Origin of the sequence: Umezawaea endophytica, assembly GCF_025061645.1 — a bacterium.
Classification (GTDB): Bacteria; Actinomycetota; Actinomycetes; order Mycobacteriales; family Pseudonocardiaceae; genus Umezawaea; species Umezawaea endophytica.
The window spans coordinates 74,577-91,650 of record NZ_JANYMP010000007.1 but is presented as its reverse complement, the minus strand read 5'-3'; the positions used below and the strand labels follow the sequence as shown (position 1 = coordinate 91,650).

General features: G+C 71.9%; 19 protein-coding genes. 7 read left to right on the top strand and 12 right to left on the bottom strand.

What is annotated here, in order from left to right; genetic code table 11:
• From NZH93_RS16680 to NZH93_RS16665, 4 genes are all read right to left on the bottom strand, one after another.
• Complete coding sequence (locus NZH93_RS16680) at positions 1 to 1,116, bottom strand: vWA domain-containing protein (RefSeq protein ID WP_259624006.1); 1,116 nt, start codon at positions 1,114 to 1,116, stop codon at positions 1 to 3.
• Positions 1,109 to 1,951: an AAA family ATPase gene (locus tag NZH93_RS16675; RefSeq protein WP_259624005.1), complete on the bottom strand. Its 843-nt coding sequence runs from the start codon at positions 1,949 to 1,951 to the stop codon at positions 1,109 to 1,111. The genes NZH93_RS16680 and NZH93_RS16675 overlap by 8 nt, the downstream gene beginning before the upstream one ends.
• Positions 1,952 to 1,974: 23 nt before the next feature.
• Positions 1,975 to 2,232 (bottom strand): hypothetical protein, encoded by a 258-nt coding sequence (locus NZH93_RS16670; RefSeq protein WP_259624004.1) that lies wholly within the window; start codon positions 2,230 to 2,232, stop codon positions 1,975 to 1,977.
• 81 nt (positions 2,233 to 2,313) lie between these two features.
• Positions 2,314 to 3,030 carry a GntR family transcriptional regulator gene (locus NZH93_RS16665; RefSeq protein ID WP_259624003.1) on the bottom strand — a complete coding sequence of 239 codons (717 nt, stop codon included), beginning with the start codon at positions 3,028 to 3,030 and terminating at the stop codon, positions 2,314 to 2,316.
• 127 nt (positions 3,031 to 3,157) lie between these two features.
• On the opposite strand from NZH93_RS16665, the gene NZH93_RS16660 reads away from it, so the two are divergent.
• From NZH93_RS16660 to NZH93_RS16645, 4 genes are read left to right on the top strand one after another with little or no spacing between them, the layout of a single operon-like run.
• A complete protein-coding gene (locus tag NZH93_RS16660; RefSeq protein WP_259624002.1) occupies positions 3,158 to 4,027 on the top strand; it encodes a fumarylacetoacetate hydrolase family protein in 870 nt (289 codons plus the stop codon).
• A gap of 1 nt (position 4,028) precedes the next feature.
• Complete coding sequence (locus NZH93_RS16655; RefSeq protein WP_259624001.1) at positions 4,029 to 4,952, top strand: VOC family protein; 924 nt, start codon at positions 4,029 to 4,031, stop codon at positions 4,950 to 4,952.
• Positions 4,945 to 6,504, top strand: a complete 1,560-nt coding sequence (gene mhpA / locus NZH93_RS16650) for a bifunctional 3-(3-hydroxy-phenyl)propionate/3-hydroxycinnamic acid hydroxylase MhpA (protein WP_259624000.1) — start codon at positions 4,945 to 4,947, stop codon at positions 6,502 to 6,504. The genes NZH93_RS16655 and mhpA overlap by 8 nt, the downstream gene beginning before the upstream one ends.
• Positions 6,501 to 8,444 carry an acetoacetate--CoA ligase gene (locus NZH93_RS16645; RefSeq protein WP_259623999.1) on the top strand — a complete coding sequence of 648 codons (1,944 nt, stop codon included), beginning with the start codon at positions 6,501 to 6,503 and terminating at the stop codon, positions 8,442 to 8,444. The genes mhpA and NZH93_RS16645 overlap by 4 nt, the downstream gene beginning before the upstream one ends.
• A gap of 10 nt (positions 8,445 to 8,454) precedes the next feature.
• Here the strand turns inward: NZH93_RS16645 and NZH93_RS16640 are convergent, their stop codons facing one another.
• The 3 genes from NZH93_RS16640 to NZH93_RS16630 form a co-directional block, all read right to left on the bottom strand.
• The gene (locus NZH93_RS16640; RefSeq protein WP_259623998.1) at positions 8,455 to 9,561 is read right to left on the bottom strand and encodes a phospholipase D-like domain-containing protein; all 1,107 of its coding nucleotides are present in this window, start codon (positions 9,559 to 9,561) and stop codon (positions 8,455 to 8,457) included.
• Between the two features lie 98 nt (positions 9,562 to 9,659).
• Complete coding sequence (locus NZH93_RS16635) at positions 9,660 to 10,130, bottom strand: DinB family protein (protein ID WP_259624265.1); 471 nt, start codon at positions 10,128 to 10,130, stop codon at positions 9,660 to 9,662.
• A gap of 15 nt (positions 10,131 to 10,145) precedes the next feature.
• Complete coding sequence (locus tag NZH93_RS16630; protein WP_259623997.1) at positions 10,146 to 11,153, bottom strand: alpha/beta fold hydrolase; 1,008 nt, start codon at positions 11,151 to 11,153, stop codon at positions 10,146 to 10,148.
• An 82-nt stretch (positions 11,154 to 11,235) separates the two neighbouring features.
• Between NZH93_RS16630 and NZH93_RS16625 the strand changes: the two genes are divergently transcribed.
• Positions 11,236 to 11,814, top strand: coding sequence for a helix-turn-helix domain-containing protein (locus NZH93_RS16625; RefSeq protein ID WP_259623996.1), 579 nt, complete (start codon positions 11,236 to 11,238; stop codon positions 11,812 to 11,814).
• On the opposite strand, the gene NZH93_RS16620 is transcribed toward NZH93_RS16625, so the two are convergent.
• Both NZH93_RS16620 and NZH93_RS16615 read right to left on the bottom strand, forming a co-directional pair.
• Complete coding sequence (locus tag NZH93_RS16620) at positions 11,790 to 12,416, bottom strand: DUF1062 domain-containing protein (RefSeq protein WP_259623995.1); 627 nt, start codon at positions 12,414 to 12,416, stop codon at positions 11,790 to 11,792. The genes NZH93_RS16625 and NZH93_RS16620 overlap by 25 nt on opposite strands.
• A gap of 321 nt (positions 12,417 to 12,737) precedes the next feature.
• Positions 12,738 to 13,355, bottom strand: coding sequence for a TetR/AcrR family transcriptional regulator (locus NZH93_RS16615; protein WP_259623994.1), 618 nt, complete (start codon positions 13,353 to 13,355; stop codon positions 12,738 to 12,740).
• A gap of 81 nt (positions 13,356 to 13,436) precedes the next feature.
• Between NZH93_RS16615 and NZH93_RS16610 the strand changes: the two genes are divergently transcribed.
• Together NZH93_RS16610 and NZH93_RS16605 are read left to right on the top strand one after the other, a co-directional pair.
• Entirely contained in the window at positions 13,437 to 13,805 is a 369-nt protein-coding gene (locus NZH93_RS16610; RefSeq protein WP_259623993.1) for a DUF1330 domain-containing protein, read from the top strand.
• An 11-nt stretch (positions 13,806 to 13,816) separates the two neighbouring features.
• Positions 13,817 to 14,596, top strand: a complete 780-nt coding sequence (locus tag NZH93_RS16605; RefSeq protein WP_259623992.1) for an alpha/beta fold hydrolase — start codon at positions 13,817 to 13,819, stop codon at positions 14,594 to 14,596.
• Positions 14,597 to 14,699: 103 nt separating this feature from the next.
• On the opposite strand, the gene NZH93_RS16600 is transcribed toward NZH93_RS16605, so the two are convergent.
• The 3 genes from NZH93_RS16600 to NZH93_RS16590 all read right to left on the bottom strand — a co-directional run bounded on the left by NZH93_RS16600 (position 14,700) and on the right by NZH93_RS16590 (position 16,992).
• The gene (locus NZH93_RS16600) at positions 14,700 to 14,915 is read right to left on the bottom strand and encodes a hypothetical protein (RefSeq protein WP_259623991.1); all 216 of its coding nucleotides are present in this window, start codon (positions 14,913 to 14,915) and stop codon (positions 14,700 to 14,702) included.
• A 75-nt stretch (positions 14,916 to 14,990) separates the two neighbouring features.
• Entirely contained in the window at positions 14,991 to 15,980 is a 990-nt protein-coding gene (locus NZH93_RS16595) for a zinc-binding alcohol dehydrogenase family protein (protein ID WP_308214209.1), read from the bottom strand.
• A gap of 100 nt (positions 15,981 to 16,080) precedes the next feature.
• A complete protein-coding gene (locus NZH93_RS16590; RefSeq protein ID WP_259623990.1) occupies positions 16,081 to 16,992 on the bottom strand; it encodes a catechol 2,3-dioxygenase in 912 nt (303 codons plus the stop codon).
• Positions 16,993 to 17,074 lie beyond the last annotated feature (82 nt).

Here is a 17,074-nt window from a genome sequence, read left to right as displayed (position 1 = left end):
TCATCCCAGTGCGGGCAGTAACTCGGCGAACTCCTCCAGGCTGCCCAGGTCGTGGCCGGACAGCAGCACGTCGACGTGCGGTTCGACGACCGCCATGCCGAGCGTCCGCGGTCGGTGGCGGGGGTCGTTGCCCCGGTGCGGGTTCAGCCAGACGATCCGGTGGCACAGCCTGGACAGCCGGGCCATCGCCGTGGCCAGCACGTCGGGGTCGCCCCGGTCGAGCCCGTCGGAGCAGATCACCACGACGCCGCCCCGCGACAGGCCGCGCCGGTCCCGGACGAACCGGTCGAGCGAGTCGCCGATCCTGGTCCCGCCCTCCCAGTCGACGACCACGTCCGCCGCCCGCCGCAGCGCCTCGTCCACGCCGCGCGACCGCAGGGCGTGGGTGACGCGCGTCAGCCTGGTGCCGAAGCAGAACACCTCGACCCGGCGGGTGGCCCGCCCCGCGGTGTGGGCGAACTGCACCAGTGCCCGCGAGTAGTCCGCCATCGACCCCGACACGTCGAGGATGAGCACGAGCGGCCTTGGCCGGACGCGGCGTCGTCGGCGGCGCACCTCGACCAGTTCGCCCTGGGTGCGCAGGGCGTGGCGGATCGTCCGCCGCAGGTCGGGCAGCCGTCCCGAGGTGGCGGCGCGGGTGCGGCGGCTGCGCCGTCGGGGCGGGGCCAGCCGCATCCGCGCCGTGATCCGGCGCAGCGCGGCCAGTTCCTCGTCCGTGCAGGCCGCGAACGACCGGTGCCGCAGCACGTCCACATCGGACGCCGCCAGCCCGAGCCGCTGCTCCTGGTCGCCCGGCGCGCCGGGGTCGGTCGCGGGCACGACGACCGTGGCCGCCGATTCGCCCGCCGGGGTCGCCTTCAGCGTCGGCACCGAGTCCCCGGACGCGTCCGCGCCAAGGAAGTAGCGCCGGAAGACCTCGTCGTACACCGGGATGTCGTCGCGCCGCACGACCAGCGCCGTGCGACCCGCCCAGTACAGGTCGGCCAGGTCGGTCGGGTCCAGCACCGCGGCGGCGGCGCAGAACACCAGCGCGTCACCGGTGCCGACCACGAGCCCCTCGGACCGGAGCGCGCGCCCGAAGCCCACCAGCCCGCCGACGACCGGGTGGTCAGCCATCGGCGGTGATCCCCTCCAGGTCGTCGCGCACCAGGAGCAGGTCGTCCCGGTCCTTCACCACCGCCCCGAGCGTGGCGTCGGCGACCTCCGCCGTCAGCCCGGTCTCCCCGAGGAAGTCCAGCGTCCGCGCCCAGTCGATCGTCTCCGCGACCCCCGGCGGCTTGGCCAGGTCCAGCTCCCGCAGCCGGGTCACCGCGGCCACCACCCGGCGCGCCAACGACTCCGACACCGACGGCTCGCGCAGCACCACGATCTCCACCTCCCGCTCGAACGGCGGGTAGTCGATCCAGTGGTACAGGCAGCGCCTCCTCAGCGCGTCGTGCAGCTCGCGCGTCCGGTTGGACGTCAGCACCACCAGCGGCGGGCTGGCCGCGGCCACCGTCCCGACCTCGGGGATGGTGATCTGGAAGTCCGACAGCAGTTCCAGCAGGAACGCCTCGAACTCGTCGTCGGCGCGGTCCACCTCGTCGATCAGCAGCACGGCCCGGTCACCGGCCCGCACCGCCCGCAGCAGCGGCCTCTCCAGCAGGAACTCCGGCCCGAACAACCGGCTCACGGCGACGTCGCTGTCCGGAGTGGACAGTGCGCGGATGTGCAGGAGCTGCCGCGCGTAGTCCCACTCGTACAGCGCCTGGTTCGTGTCGATCCCCTCGTAGCACTGCAACCGGATCAGGTCGCGCCCCAGCACGGTGGCGAGCACCTTGGCGATCTCCGTCTTGCCGACGCCGACCTCACCTTCGAGCAGCAGCGGCCGTCGCAGCGACAGCGCCACGTGCACGGCGGTCGCGAGCCCCCGGTCGGCCAGGTAGCGACCGCGCCGCAGGAGCTCGGTCACCTCAGCGACGGACTCCGGCGCGGTCACCGCGGGTCGTGCTCGGTCGGCTCCACCGCGCTCCGGCCGTCGACCCGCAGCTTGCCCTCACGGGCCAGCCTGGCCCGCCACGCGGCGCGCAGGTCGTCGTCGACCGGCTCGGCGCCGCCGCCGAACCCGATGTGCTTCATCGCCTTGCAGGCCTTCCCGTGGCCGAGTTCGGCCTCCAGTTCCGCGGCGCTGTGCGACTCCGCCCGCCAGATGTCCCGCAGCACCCGCTCCGCGCCCTCGGACTCACGACCCATGCCCCGGCACCTCCCGACGACGAGTGTCGGTCCAGGCTACTTCGACGGCACCGGACCGGAACCCGTCCGTTAAGTGATCGCTTAAACCCGGCCGCGGGAGCCGCGCGCGGGCACGGCGTCGAGCCCTTCGGCCGCCCTGGTCGCGGCGTAGCTCAGCAGCATGTCCGTGGTCTGCTGGATGTGCGCGGCCAGCGCGGTGGACAGCCGGTCGGCGTCGCGGGCGATGGCCAGCGCGAGCAGGTCCCGGTGTTCCCCGGCGATGTCGCGGGCGGTGTCGTGCGTCAGCGAGCTGGACCAGATCCGGTACAGCTCGGCCGCGTCGCGCAGACCGGTGGCGAGGGCCTGGAGGCGTGGGCTGCCGCAGCCGGAGAGCAGCGCGTGGTGGAACGTGCGGTGGGCGGTGATCCAGTCCTCGTTGACCTCGCCGTCGGGGGTGGCGACGGACGTGCCCGCCAGGGTGTGGTGGGCGGCCACCAGTCTCGTCTCCCAGGCCAGGTCGCCGCGTTCGACGGACCGCCGGGCGGCCAGGGTCTCCAGGTCGACGCGGGTGTTGGTCAGGTCGGTGAGGTCCTCGGGGCTCAGCGCCATCACGCTGAAGCCCCGCTGGGGGTGGGGGACCACCAGCCCCTGCTCGGCCAGTCGGCTCAGCGCCTCCCGGACGACCGAGAGGCTGGCGGAGTAGCGCTCGCCGAGGACCGCGAGCTTGAGCTTGGAGCCGGGTGGCAGCCGTCCGGTGAGGACGTCCGCGCGGAGCTGGTCGAACACGGCGTTGCTCCGGGTGCCGGCTTCTGCTGCCACCTCGGAACCGTAACACGGCGGTATCGAAATTCAGGCGACAGCGGACGAGACCAAGAAATTTCGAAATTGTGTTGCTTTGACGACGTTCTGCTGCCAACCTCGGTACCAGCCCACCTGAGGAGAGAACATGCGTTTCGGCAACCTCGACAGCCGACTGGTCCTGGTCACCGACCGGGGAGCCGTGGACGTCGCCACGGCCAGCGAAGGGGAGTTCGGCCCCGATCCGCAGGAGGTCTTCCCCAGGTGGGAGGCCTTCACGGCCTGGGCGGCTGCCCTGGACACCGCCACCGTCCCCGCCGAGCCGTTCGAACCGGAACGGCTCGGAGCCCCCGTGCCGCGCCCCGGCCAGCTCTTCGCGATCGGCCTGAACTACCGCGACCACGCCGCCGAGTCGGGCGTCACCGTCCCCGACTCCCCGCCGGTCTTCACCAAGTTCCGCGGCTCGATCACGGGTCCGTGCGGGCCGGTCGTGCTGGCGGGGGAGACCGTCGACTGGGAGGTCGAGCTGGTCGTCGTCATCGGCCGCACCGCCCGGCACGTCACCGAGGCCGACGCCTGGAGCCACGTCGCAGGCCTGACCGTCGGCCAGGACCTGTCGGAGCGGACCGTGCAGCTCACCGGCCCGGTCCCGCAGTTCAGCCTCGGCAAGTCCTACCCCGGCTTCACCCCGATGGGGCCCTGGCTGGTCACCGTCGACGAACTGGTGGCGGCGGGCCTCGACCCGGACGCGCTGGACCTGGGGTGCTCGGTCAACGGCGAGCCGGTCCAGAAGGGGACCACCGCCGACCTGGTCTTCTCCGTACCCGCGCTGATCGCCGCGCTGTCCGCCGTGCTGCCGCTCGAACCAGGCGACGTGATCTTCACCGGCACCCCGTCGGGGATCGGCGCCGCCCGCGTCCCCCAGTGGTTCCTCCGCGAGGGGGACCGGCTGGTCAGCACGATCGCAGGCATCGGGGAACTCCAGCAGCACTTCGTCGCCGCGTCGAAGGAGAAGTGACGTGCCACTGCACCGCCTGACCTCGATCACCCTCGGCGTGCCGAACGTGGGGGCGACCGCCGACTACTACGCCGAGTTCGGCCTCCAGCGCGGTCCCGACGACCACCGCTTCTCCACCGTGGACGGTGGCGAGCAACTGCGGATCGCGGGCGCCGACCGGCGGCGCCTGCTGGAACTCGGCGTCGGCGCGGACGACCCGGACGACCTCGACCGGGTCACCGCCGGGCTCCAGCGCCTCGGGCTGTCCGTGGCGCGCACCGAGACCTCGGTCTCCACCGTCGATCCGGGCACCGGCACCAGGATCGACGTGACCATCGCGCCCCGGCTGGACCAGGCCGCCGCCCCGGCGCCGCTGTACAACGGCCCCGGTCGTGTCGACCGTCCGGGCGCCCGCGCCGACGGCGTCCTGCGCGAGGGTCCGGTCCGGCCGCGCAGGCTCGGCCACGTCGTGCTCGGCTCCACCGATGTGGAGACCAGCCAGCGCGTCTTCACCGAGGGGCTCGGCTTCAAGGTGAGCGACACCGTGACCGGGCTCGCGGCGTTCCTGCGCTGCTCGACCGACCACCACAACGTCCTGGTGCAGCAGGCCCCCTTGCAGTTCCTGCACCACACCTCCTGGCAGGTCGACGACGTCGACGAGGTCGGGCGCGGGGCCAGCGCGATGCTCGCCGCCGACCCAGGCAGGCACGTCTGGGGCCTCGGCCGCCACCACGTCGGCTCGAACTTCTTCTGGTACCTCAAGGATCCGGCGGGCAACTTCTCCGAGTACTACTCCGACCTGGACTGCATCGTGGACGACGCCCTCTGGAAGCCCGGCGTCTGGGAGGGCGTGAAGGGCCTCTACAACTGGGGTCCGCCCCCGCCGCCGTCGTTCCTGGCCCCCGAGGACCTGGCCGAACTGATGACCGGCGCGCACAGTGACTGACGACGGGTACGACGTGGCGATCGTGGGGGCGGGGCCGGTGGGCCTCACCCTGGCCTCGCTGCTGGGCCGCCGGGGTCACCGGGTGGTCGTCCTGGAGCGGTGGCCCGTGCCGTATCCGCGGCCGCGGGCCGTGCACTTCGACGACGAGACCGCGCGTGTCCTGGCCGCGGCGGGCATCGGCGAGGTGCTCGGCACCCTCGGCGAGCAGGCCGCGGTCTACGAGTGGCGCAACGCCGCCGGGCAGTGCCTGCTGAGGTTCGACTGGTCCGGAACAGGGCCGTCCGGCTGGCCGATCGCCACGATGTTCCACCAGCCCGACCTGGAACGGGCCCTGTCCGCCGCGGCCCGCGCCCAGGAATCGGTCACGGTGCTGACCGGCCACGCGGTGACCGACCTCGACCCGTCCGAGGACGGCGTCACCGTGCTCGCCGAAGGCCCGCAGGGGCCGGTCCGGCTCACGGCCGCGTGGGTGGTCGGCTGCGACGGCGCCAACAGCCTGGTCCGCGAGCGGATCGGCACGGCCGTCACCGACCTCGGCTACTTCCACGACTGGCTGGTCGTCGACGTGGTGCCGCGGGACCACCGCCCGTGGGAGCCGATGAACCTCCAGGTCTGCGATCCGGCGCGGCCGACAACGGCGGTTTCCGGCGGCCCCGGCCGTCGCCGGTGGGAATTCATGCGACTGCCCGGCGAGTCCGTCACCGAGCTGAACGACGAGGCCACGGCGTGGCGCCTGCTCGAACCGTGGGGCGTCACCCCGGAGACGGCCGACCTCGAACGGCACACCGCCTACACGTTCCAGGCCCGGCTGGCCGACGAGTGGCGGGCCGGCAGGCTGCTGATCGCGGGCGACGCCGCCCACCTCATGCCGCCGTTCGCGGGCCAGGGCCTGTGCTCGGGCATCCGCGACGCCGCCGACCTGGCCTGGAAGCTCGACCTCGTGCTGGCCGGGCAGGTCGGTCCCGACCTGCTGGACACCTACCCGGCCGAGCGGCGGGCGCACGTCGAGCAGGCGATCGGCGTGTCCGTGGAGCTGGGCGAGGTCATCTGCGTGGTCGACCCGGAGACGGCCGCGCGGCGGGACGCCTTCCTGCTGGCCAACGACGCCGACCCGGCGAAGATCCTGCCGGTGCGCCTGCCCTCCGCGGTGACCGGCGGTGTCGTGCACCGGGACGCGAACGGGGTGCCGGTGGTCGGCTCGGGTGCGCCCGCCCCGCAGCCGCGGCTGACCCTCGACGGGCGCACCGGGCTGCTCGACGACCTGGTCGGGCCCGTCGTCGTGGTCGCCGCAACCGTCGACCCGCACGAGGTGCTGTCCGACGACCAGGTGGCCCGGCTGCGTTCGCTCGGCGCCGTGCTGCTGCACCTGGTGCCGGAGGTCGACGTCGACGGCGTGCTGCTGCCGCACCTGGCCGAGGCGGGCCACGTCGGGTTCGTGCTCCGCCCCGACCACCACCTGTTCGCCGGTGCGGCGACCCCGGCCGCGCTCGCGGACGTCGTCGCCGACCTGCTCGTCCAGCTACCGAAAGCCTTCACCGTGGAGTGGCGATGACCGTTGACCCGATCTGGCGGCCCGATCCCGGCTCCGACCCGGCCATCGGCCGGTTCGCCCGCCTCGTGGGCCGGTCGCCGTCCGACTACCACGAGCTGTGGCGGTGGTCGGTCGACGACCTCGAAGGTTTTTGGGGCGCTGTCTGGAACTTCTTCGACGTCGCCTCGGACCGGGGCTTCGACCGGGTGCTGGAGGACGAGCGGATGCCCGGCGCCCGCTGGTTCCCCGGCTCGCGGCTCAACTACGCCGAGCACGTCCTGCGCGGTGGTGGGGCCGGGCCCGCCCTGATCGCGGTCACCGAGGACGGCACGACCACAGCGGTGACCTGGCCCGAGCTGCGCGCCCAGGTGGCCGCGTTCGCGGGCTGGCTGCGCGGCCAGGGCGTCGGTGCCGGCGACCGGGTCGTCGGCTACCTGCCGAACGCGGCGCCGACGGTCGTCGCGTTCCTCGCCGCCGCGAGCATCGGCGCGGTCTGGTCGGTGTGCGGGCAGGACTACGGCGCGGACGGCGCCGCCGCCCGGTTCGGCCAGCTCGACCCGACCGTGCTGGTCACCGCCGACGGGTACCGGTTCAACGGCCGGGTGCACGACCGGCGTTCCGACGCGGCCCGGCTGCGGGACCTGCTGCCGACCGTCCGGGTGACGGTGCTGGTCGACCACGTCGGGACGCCCGGCGATCCGACGATGGTGCCCTGGGCGGAGGCCGTCGCCACGCAGGCGCCGCCGTGGTTCGACCGCGTGGACTTCGACGCCCCGCTGTGGGTGTTGTTCTCCTCGGGTACGACCGGGGCGCCGAAGGGGATCGTCCACGGCCACGGCGGGGTGCTGCTGGAGCACCTCAAGCTGGCCGGGCTGCACCTCGACCTCCGGGCCGGGGACCGGTTCCTCTGGTACACGACGACGAACTGGATGATGTGGAACCTGGCCGTCTCCGGGCTGCTGGTCGACGCGACCGTCGTCCTCTACGACGGCAGCCCGGCGTTCCCCGGTCCCGACAGGCTCTGGCGGCTCGCCGCCGAGCACCGCGTCTCGATCCTCGGCGTGAGCCCCGGCTACCTGCTGGCGTGCGCCAAGGCCGGCGTCGAGCCCGGCGCGTTCGACCTTGGCGCGCTCCGGGTCGTCGGGAGCACCGGCGCGCCACTGCCAGAGTCCTGCTACCACTGGGTGGCCGACCACGTCGGCCCCTCGGTCCAGCTCGCGTCCACCACCGGCGGCACGGACGTGGTCAGCGGCTTCGCGGGCAGTGCCCCGACCACGCCGGTCCGGCCGGGTGAGATCTCCGCCCCGCTGCTCGGCGTCGCGCTGGAGGCCTGGGACGCCGACGGGAAGTCGGTGGTGGCGGAGGTCGGCGAACTCGTCGTCACCAAGCCGATGCCGTCGATGCCCGTCGGGTTCTGGAACGACCCCGACGGCACCCGGTACCGGGACGCGTACTTCACGACCTACCCCGGCGTGTGGCGGCACGGCGACTGGATGGCGGTGACCGAGCGCGGCGGCGTCATCGTGACAGGGCGGTCGGACTCCACGCTCAACCGGAACGGCGTCCGGCTCGGCAGCGCCGACCTCTACGCCGTCGTGGAGGAACTGCCGGAGATCCGGGAGGCGCTCGTCATCGGCGCCGAACTGGTGGACGGCGGGTACTGGATGCCGTTGTTCGTCGTGCTCGCGGACGGCGTCGAACTCGACCAGGCCCTCAAGGACCGGATCGCCGAGGCCATCCGCGTCCACGCCTCACCGCGGCACGTGCCCGACGCCGTCATCGCTGCGCCAGGGATCCCGCACACCCGCACCGGCAAGAAGCTCGAAGTCCCGGTCAAGCGCCTGCTCCAGGGCGTGCCGCTGGAGCAGGCGCTCGACCGGGCCGCCGTAGACGATCCGGCACTGCTGGACTTCTACGCCCGGCTCGTCCCGCCGCGGCCGTCCGGCGAGGGGGAGCCCTGACCGCCCCGTGTCACGACGCGGCGGCGCGCAGGGCCCAGAAGTTCGAGCGGTACTGGTCGTGGATGGACGCGGATTCGATCCGCAGCAGCGTCTCGTCGTTCTCCCGGAGCGCGGCGTTGGTGTAGTTGTGGCTACCGGTCATGACCCACTTGGAGTCCTTCTTGTCGACGTAGGTGCCCTCGATGAGCAGGTACTTCGAGTGGACCTCGTGGTCGCCCGCGATCTTGTACAGCACGATGCGGTCGTTGCCCGCGAGGTAGCTCCGGCTGCCCTCGTCGAGGTTGGTGTAGACGACCTCGATCCAGCACTTCTTGTCGGCGAGGTCCCGGAGCTTCCGGGCGATGTCGTCGCGGCTGAAGTACCACATCGCGATCCGGATGATGGTGCGTCCCGTTTCCGTCCCGGTCGAGGTGTTGCCCTCGCAGGTGACGTTCTCGTTCAGCATGTTGTAGATCGTGTCGCTGGTCTCGTCGGTGCCCGCCCTGGGGAAGAAGTAGGCCTTGACGGCGCCCGCGGAGACCGTGCTGTAGTAGTTGCCATTCTTGACCTTGGCGGCCAGGTCGTTGAAGTACTCGAGGTAACCGTTGTACAGGGCGGTGTTGCCCACCGTGGTCACCGCGTTGTTCCACAGCACCGTGTAGTTGCCGGAGTTGAGGTTCGACGACTGCTGGACGACCACGTTGGTCGACCCGAGTGTGCTGGAGAACAGGAAGAACTTGTTGTGCATGATCGGCGTGCCCTTGTTGCCGATGCACGCGGCGTCCTTGGTGCACACGGTCGCCTTGCTGCCCAACGCGCTGATCAGCGACTTGGACGGTGCCGTGCCGGAGTCCGAGTAGTCGAGCACCACCCGCACGTCGACACCCCGGTTGTGGGCCGCGACCAGGTCGGCGGCCACCCCCGCGTCGTTGAAGTGGTACATGGCCATCCGGATGCTCGACCCCGCGGCCGCCCCGTTGATCAGCGACCGGTCGTGGTCGACGATCACCCGCTGCTTCGCGGGCACCGTCGGGTCGTTGAAGATGGCCCCGCCGACCACCGCCGCCGACGCGGGCTGCGCTGGCACGACCAGCGCCGCGACCACGAGTGAGCTGAACAGCAACCTGACCGCCCTCATCCGGGCACCTCCTCGGGAGAGAACACAAACCCCGAGTAGTACACCGACGACCACCGGAGGGCGGCCGACCTTTCGCCCTGGTCGAAATAGGGTGTGGTTCAGGGGTTCCGGCGCCGTGCCGCGAGGACCTGCTCACGCAGGATGTCGGCGTGCCCGCAGTGCTGGGCCAGGTCGCGCGAGGCCCTGAGGTAGACGGACCACACCGGTTGGGCGCCCCGACCGGTGACGACCTGGTCGAGGTCCAGGTCGGCCGCGATCCGCCGGGACTCCTCGCAGGCGACCCGGTGGGCCGCCCGGACCGAGGCGGTGGTGTCCTCCGCGGTGAGGACGAACGAGCGGTCCGGTGTGGAGGCGACGCCGAGCCGCTGGAGCGCGCGACCGGTGACGGAGTGGTCGAAGTAGAACTTCTCCACGTAGGTCGCGTGCTTCACCAGACCCAGCAACGTCGTTCTCGAAGGCACGAGGGACCTCCTGGCCTCGTCCTCGGTCAGGCCGTCCAGGCAGGCGTCCAGTGCGGCGCGGTGCTCGTCCAGGACCACGTCCAAGCGGGCGCGCAGGTCCCGGTCCATCCGTTGTTCGTCCACTTAGGATCCTTCCAGGAAGCGGAACAGTTCCCCGGTCACGAAGTCCGGGTTCTCCTCGGGGAGCCAGTGCCCGGAGCCGGGGACCTCGACCGCGCGGACGATGGTCGTGGCGAGCGGTTCCAGCGTCGGACGGGTGGCGGAGAGGGTGCCCTCGGCCGTCATGAGCATGGTCGGCACGGTGGTGGGGCGAGCCGCGGTGTTGTCGCGCTCGTCCTGGTCCAGGGTCCGGTACAGCTCGAACCCGCCGGTCAGCACCGAGGGGCGTCGGTACGTGCGGGCGAACTCGTCCACCTGCTCCGGGGAGAACGGCGACCGCGCTCCCGGACCGCCGAAGCTCACGCCACCGTGCGCGACCAGCGGGTAGAACGACGCCAGGTACTCGCGGACGTCGTCGTCGACCAGCATCTCCGGGATGGTCGCCTGGGTGTGGAAGGCCATGTGCCAACTGAAGGTCTGGTACGCCGCCGCGCTGAGGGCGGGGCCGGGCACGGGGTAGTCCAGGTGGGCGTAGCGGACCACCTCGTCGGGGTACTGGATGGCGTAGCGCAGTCCCACACCGGCGCCGAGGTCGTGCCCCACCAGCCGGATCGCGTCGAGCTCGAGTTCGTCGGCGACCAGGCGGTGCACGTAGCGGGCGAGGGTCGCCTTGTCGTACCCGGTGGGCGATCCGGTGCTGTCCCCGAGCCCCGGCAGGTCCAGCGCGTACACCGTGTACTTCCGCGCCAGGTCCGGCATGATGTCGCGCCACTCGTACCAGGACTGCGGCCACCCGTGCAGCAGGACGAGCGGTTCTCCCGTCCCGCCCTTGACGTAGTGCAGACGCACCCCGTCCACGTCGGCGAACTCGTGCGTGAACTGGCGGTTGAACGCCTCGTCGTTGCGGGTGGCCGCGTCGAACGCCTCCGCGGCCTCGCTCGACGACGGGGCGGCCGTGCATCCCAGTGCGCACAGCAGGATTACCACCGCGGCGACCAAGCGACGACACGTTCGGGTCTTGCTTCCGACCATCAGGTCTCACCTCCGCCGCGGAGTCTTTTCCGCCGGGTGACCCACTGGCAAGATTCGTTGCCGATCGGCAAGATGTGCGGTCGTGGACGACAACGAGGACTCCGTGCTGGCCGACTTCGGCCCCCGCCTGCGCGCGCTGCGCCTGGCTCGCGGCGCGACCCTGGCCGACCTGGCCGCCCGGACCGGACTGACCACGAGCACCCTGTCCCGCCTGGAGAACGGCAAACGGCGCCCCACGCTCGAACAGCTCCTGCCGCTGGCGCGGGTGCACGGCGTCCCGCTCGACGACCTCGTCGGCTCGCGCCACACCGGCGATCCGCGCGTGCACCTCCGCCCGGTGACGCGCGACGGCATGACCTTCGTGCCGCTGACCAGGCGCGCGGGCGGCATCCAGGCCTTCAAGGTCGTCTACCCGCCCGCGTCCCGGTGGGGCTCGCCCGCGCCGAAGACCCACGACGGCTACGAGTGGATCTACGTCATGAACGGTTCCGTCCGCTTCCTGCTTGGCGAGCGGGAGTTCCTCCTGCGGCCCGGTGAGGCCGCGGAGTTCGACGCGGGGGTCCCGCACTGGATCGGCAGCGCCGACGAGCACCCCGCCGAACTCCTCACCCTGATCGGGCCGCAGGGGGAAAGGGCTCACCTCACCGTCTCGTCCGGGTGATCCGGGGGAGCGAGGACGACGAAGGTGAAGTCCTCGCGCGCCCTCGCGCCGACGGCCAGTGGCAGGCGGACGCGGCCGGAGTCGACCAGGTCGGCCACGGCGGACCGGCTCAGGCCGAGCCCCGTCGTGAGCAGCTTCTCGACCCGAACGGGCACCGGGAGCTCGAACCTGACGACGACCTCGACCGACGCCCCGCGCTCGAGGTCGTGGAACGGCGAGTCGGTCTCCAGGTCCCACGTGCCGTTCCAGTCGAGCCGGTGCCCCGCCTTGCCCGCCAGTGCCGTGTCCGTGGCCAGCGCGCGCACCATGGCCGGGGCGTTGTCCTCGAACATCAGCAGCCGCTCGTGGTCGAGCGACCGCACGTGGACGCGCTCGTGGACCGGGATCTTCGACGTGCGGCCGCACAGCTCGCAGCAGATCAGCATCCAGACGTCGAGGAGCTTGCCGCTCGCGTTCACCCGGAACTTCCCGGTGGGGTGGTGGCGGGTCGACCTGCACGACACGCAGGCCTTGACGACGGCGGGCAGTCCCAGCTCTCGGACCACCCACAGCGCTTTCCGGTCGACGTCGGCGGGCGCGCGGGTATCGCGGGATTCGTTCATGGTTTCGGTGGGGTCCAATGGTGACGGAGGCGCCAGGCAGCGCTTCGCCGCGCTGTGAGCGCCTTCCGGGATCCGGTGGCGACCGGCCGACGCCTGACGGGCACGTCGACCGGCACGACGTGCTGCTCCACGTCGCGTGGGGAAACCCGCGCCGATCAGCGGGGCGGGTTTCGGGCGTTGCGTCGGAGGGGACGGGGAGAAACCCGCCCCGACTCCGCGGTGTGCCACCGGTTACAGGTCCATGGTCGCCATGGTGGTCAAGCGGTGCGCCTTCGGGCAACGCATTTTCCGGAGCCCGGTCGGAGATCCGGCCGGTATGTCCTAATCGGACATCGTGAGGGCGCGGCGCCACTGGGCCGCGACGACGTGGCGCAGCCGTTCGGTGTCGATGGCGTCGGGGTCCAGCAGGCGTTGCAGGCCGATCCCGCGCAACTGCCCCATGATCGCGATGGCGACGTCGCCGGGGTCGGTGTCGGGGCGGACGCTCCCCTCGGCGATCGCGGCCTCGACGTCGGCGCGGAGCCTGGTCCGGAAGCCCTCGTCGCGGTCGCGGAAGATCTCGGTGAGTTCGGGCGCGGTGGCGGCTTCCGCCCACAGCAGCAGGAACGCGCGGTTGATCACGGTGACGCCGCCCAGCGCGCCGATGTAGCGCTCGACCACGGCCAGCAGGCGTTCCAGGCCCGGCGCGATCCGGTCGATCCCCGGCACGAAACCGGTCTGGGTGGCGTGGGCCAGTGCTTCGACCAGCGCCTGCTTGGAGCCGAAGTGGTGGTTGACGATCCCGCGGCTGTACCCGGCGCGTTCGCCCACCCTGGCCAGGGTGAGGGAGCGCAGGCCGGTTTCGACCACCAGTTCCGCCGCGGCGGTGATCAGGGCGGATTCGGTCCGCTCGCGGCGCTCCTGCTGGGTGCGCCTCCCGGTGGGGCTGTCGACGGCCATGGCACGAGTGTAGAGGATTAACTTGCGTGTTGGTTGACAAGTATGTGAGGCTGGCGGCTCCCGAAGACCTGAGGAGAACTCGTGAACGACCTGACCGACCACGCCCTGGACGTGCTGCTCGCCGAAGATCCGGGTGGCCCCGTGGTCATGCTCAACCTGCTGCGCTTCCGGCCGGACGGCGGCCGTGAGACCTACCAGCGCTACGTCGACGCGGTCGGTGAGCGCATGGGCGTGAAGTACGGCCTGACCATCGACTACCTGGGCGAGGGTGGACGGGCGCTGGTCGCCGAGGAGGGCCAGGCGTGGGACATGGTCGCCCTGGTGCGCTACCCGAGCAGGCGGGCGTTCGCCGACATGGCCCGCGACCCCGAGTACCGCGCGGTCGCGCACCTGCGCACCGAGGCGCTGGTGGAGTCCGTGCTGCAACCGACGGTTCCGCTCGGGGGCTGAGGGTGGCACACGTGGTGTTCGTGCACGGCAACGCCGAGACGGCCGCGGTGTGGGAGCCGCTGCTCGCGGAACTCGGGCGCGACGGGGTGACGTGCCTGTCACCGCCGGGGTTCGGCGCGCCGCTGCCGGAGGGCTTCGGCGCCACGGCGGGGGAGTACGACCGGTGGCTGGTCGGGGAACTGGAGGGGTTCGGCGAGCCGGTGGACCTCGTGGGGCACGACCTCGGCGGCGCCCACGTCGTCCGGGTCGCCATGAGCCGCCCCGACCTGGTGCGCAGTTGGGCCTGCGACGCGGTCGGCGTGTTCCACCCCTCCTACGCCTGGCACTTCCTGGCCACGCTCTGGCAGACGCCGGGGGTGGGTGAGGTCGACGTGGCCAGGCGGTTCGGCGGGTCAGCGGCCGAGCGGGTGGAGACGTTGGTCCGCCGCGGGTTGCCCCGCGCGGTGGCGGAGCGCATCGCGCCCGCGCAGGACGCGGCCATGGGGCGGGCGGTGCTGGCGTACCACCGGTCCACGGCCCAGCCCGTGATGGCGGAACTCGGGCGGGACCTGCCTGCCGCCGCCGCGCGGCCGGGCCTCGCGATCCTCGCCCGCCAGGACGTCCTGCTGGGCACGGAGGCCCAGCGGCGCGAGGCGGCCGTGCTCGCCGGGGCGCGGGTGGAGGTGCTTGCCGGGCTCGGGCACCGGTGGATGGTGCAGGACCCGGTCCGCGTGGCGGAGGTGCTGACGGGTTTCTGGGAGGCGACCGGGGCGTGTGTCGGAAGCGCCGGTCACGGCCACTCGACGGGGTAGATCGCTATCTCGGCCAGACCGGACCACCAGCCCGGCGACGGACGCCGCCAGGCCACCCCTTCCGCCTGACGTCCTCCTGACCCGGCGTCGCGCGGATGAGGCCCTAACGCCCTCGCAGCCCAGGGGACACCAGCCCCGCGACCGCGACGACGACCAGCAGCACACCCATCACCAGTGCGATGACGGGCAGCACGGCGGCCTCTCCCGCCGAGACCATTCGCGCGGCCGTGCTGATGACCACGGCGACGCCCAGGAGCAGGCTGACCCAGCAGGCGCGAGCCGTGGGCGGGACGACGTGCCACTTGGTTCCGCTGTTCACGAGGACCTCCCGAGACTGGTGATCACCGACCCGGCCGAGGTGCCCCCTCCGCGCGCGGGGCAAACGGGGACCGTCTCAGTCGGTCAGCACCACGATCTTCCCGGTCGCCTCACCCGCCTCCATCCTGGCGTGGGCCTGGACGATGCGGGAGAAGGGGAACACCAGGTCCAGCGGGACGACCGCCGTGCCGTCGGCGACGGCGTCCAGGAACTCCTGGAGCACGTCGGCGGGCAGGTCGCTCGCGTCACCGCCGTACGCGCTGAGGCGGACACCGCGCGGCAGGTAGCCGATGGGGTAGAAGTCCGGCACCGTCCACTCGTTCGACAGCATCCCGGCGAAGCACACGACCCCGCCCTCCCTGGTCGCCCGCAGCGTGTCCGGGAGGGTGGGCGTGCCGACGAGTTCCAGCGCCGCGTCCACGCCCTCGGGGAGGACGCGGCGGACCTGGTCGGCCACCGCGCCGTCGTCGATCAGCACGTGGTCGACGCCGAGGTCGGTCAGCGCCTTCGCCTTGGCGGGGTTGCGGGTCGTCGAGAACACGGTCATGGAGCGCTGCTTGGCGAGCACCGCCACGGCCATGCCGACCGACGCGGTGCCGCCCCTGACGAGGATGGACTGCCCTTCCCGGACGCCGAGGCCGACGGTCATGGCGCCGTAGGCGGTTTGCAGCATCTCCGGCACCGCGCCCAGCGTGGACCACGGCAGGTCGCTGCGGAAGCGGCTGACCTGGGTGGCGGGCACGCACGTGTAGTCGGCGTAGCCGCCGTCGAACGTGCGACCCATGCCGCCCATCATCGCGAACACCTGCGCCCCCACCGGGAACTCCCCGCCGGGGCAGGCTTCCACGACACCCGCGGCCTCGATGCCGAGCACGCGGGGGAAGGTGACACCCTCCGCCAGGCCCAGCCGGGTGTGCAGTTCGGACCGGTTCAGGCCGAACGCCCTGACCCGGATGAGGACCTGGCCGGGCTCCGGCTCGGGAACCGGGAGTTCGCGGATGGCCAGTGCTTCCGGCGGGCCGGGGGCGTCGAGCACGATCGCGCGCATGGTGCGGTGTCCGTTCATCGTGGGTGAGTGGACAGGCCCAGCGCGATGTCCACGATCATGTCTACCTGGCGACGATCTCCGCGTACGGCCGTCCACGCCGTTCAGGCCCGCGCCGCCGTCACGTGACGACCTGGAGGAACGCCTGGTCGATCTCGCGGTGCGTGTAGTTGATGCCCCGCGCGGCCTGGTCCATCGTCCAGGTGATGGGCCGGAAGTCCGGGCCCGTGCGGTAGCCGCCGGAGAAGACCTCGTTGCGGTTGCCCGACGGGTCGAAGAAGTAGATCGTCCCGCCTCGGGTGATGCCGTGCCGGGCGGGGCCGAAGTCGATCGGCACGTCGTCCATCGACATCACGTCACCCGCCCGCAGCAGGGCGCTCCAGTCGTCGACCTCGTAGGCGAAGTGGTGCAGCTTCCCGTTGGGGCCCTTGACGAACGCGATGTCGTGCGGCTGGTCGCCGCAGTACATCCAGGACCCCACCAGGTCGGAGTCCTCCGCGCCTGCCACGAGTCGCTCGGCCGGGCGGAACGCCAGCGCCTCCTGGAAGAACCGCTCCAGCAGCGCCGGGTCCTCGGTGGTGATCAGCGCGTGGTTGATCCTGGGGACGCCGATCCCGCGCAGGCCGCGGGGCCACGGGTCGGGGTTGAGCTTGCCGACCTTCGTGCCGAGGTAATCGACCTCGGAGTACAGCTCCAGCACGTGCTCGGACGGCAGCGTCACGCGCAGCCCGTCGCCCACGCCCGCGTTGTCGCCCTTGGACATCCGCTCGCACGTGGCGCCGAACGCGCGCACCCGGTCCTCGACCGCGTCGAGGGTGCCGTCGCCGGTGACCTTGTAGCCGAACTTGACCAGGCCGACGCCTCCCTCCTCCAGCACCACCGAGTGGTGGTCGTCCTCGTCCCACGACTTGAGGTAGACCCGGCCGCCCTCCTCGTGCACGACGTCCATCCCCAGCGTGTCGAGGTAGTGCTGCCGCGCCTGCGCCAGGTCGGTGACCCGGACGTGCACGTAGCCCAGCCTGATGACAGCCATGGGTACCGCCCTTCGTTCCGTAAAGTTCTGGTAGTTCGGCGAGTGTATGACCACTTCAATCGATTGTTCAAGTCTGAACTTC

Excerpts from the sequence above, each read along its gene's own strand:
- NZH93_RS16595 (WP_308214209.1), bottom strand. The coding sequence starts at position 15,980 with ATGAACGGACACCGCACCATGCGCGCGATCGTGCTCGACGCCCCCGGC.
- NZH93_RS16670 (WP_259624004.1), bottom strand. The coding sequence starts at position 2,232 with ATGGGTCGTGAGTCCGAGGGCGCGGAGCGGGTGCTGCGGGACATCTGG.
- NZH93_RS16620 (WP_259623995.1), bottom strand. The coding sequence starts at position 12,416 with ATGAACGAATCCCGCGATACCCGCGCGCCCGCCGACGTCGACCGGAAA.
- NZH93_RS16590 (WP_259623990.1), bottom strand. The coding sequence starts at position 16,992 with ATGGCTGTCATCAGGCTGGGCTACGTGCACGTCCGGGTCACCGACCTG.
- NZH93_RS16660 (WP_259624002.1), top strand. The coding sequence starts at position 3,158 with ATGCGTTTCGGCAACCTCGACAGCCGACTGGTCCTGGTCACCGACCGG.
- NZH93_RS16615 (WP_259623994.1), bottom strand. The coding sequence starts at position 13,355 with ATGGCCGTCGACAGCCCCACCGGGAGGCGCACCCAGCAGGAGCGCCGC.
- NZH93_RS16635 (WP_259624265.1), bottom strand. The coding sequence starts at position 10,130 with ATGGACCGGGACCTGCGCGCCCGCTTGGACGTGGTCCTGGACGAGCAC.
- NZH93_RS16680 (WP_259624006.1), bottom strand. The coding sequence starts at position 1,116 with ATGGCTGACCACCCGGTCGTCGGCGGGCTGGTGGGCTTCGGGCGCGCG.
- NZH93_RS16640 (WP_259623998.1), bottom strand. The coding sequence starts at position 9,561 with ATGAGGGCGGTCAGGTTGCTGTTCAGCTCACTCGTGGTCGCGGCGCTG.
- NZH93_RS16630 (WP_259623997.1), bottom strand. The coding sequence starts at position 11,153 with ATGGTCGGAAGCAAGACCCGAACGTGTCGTCGCTTGGTCGCCGCGGTG.
- NZH93_RS16645 (WP_259623999.1), top strand. The coding sequence starts at position 6,501 with ATGACCGTTGACCCGATCTGGCGGCCCGATCCCGGCTCCGACCCGGCC.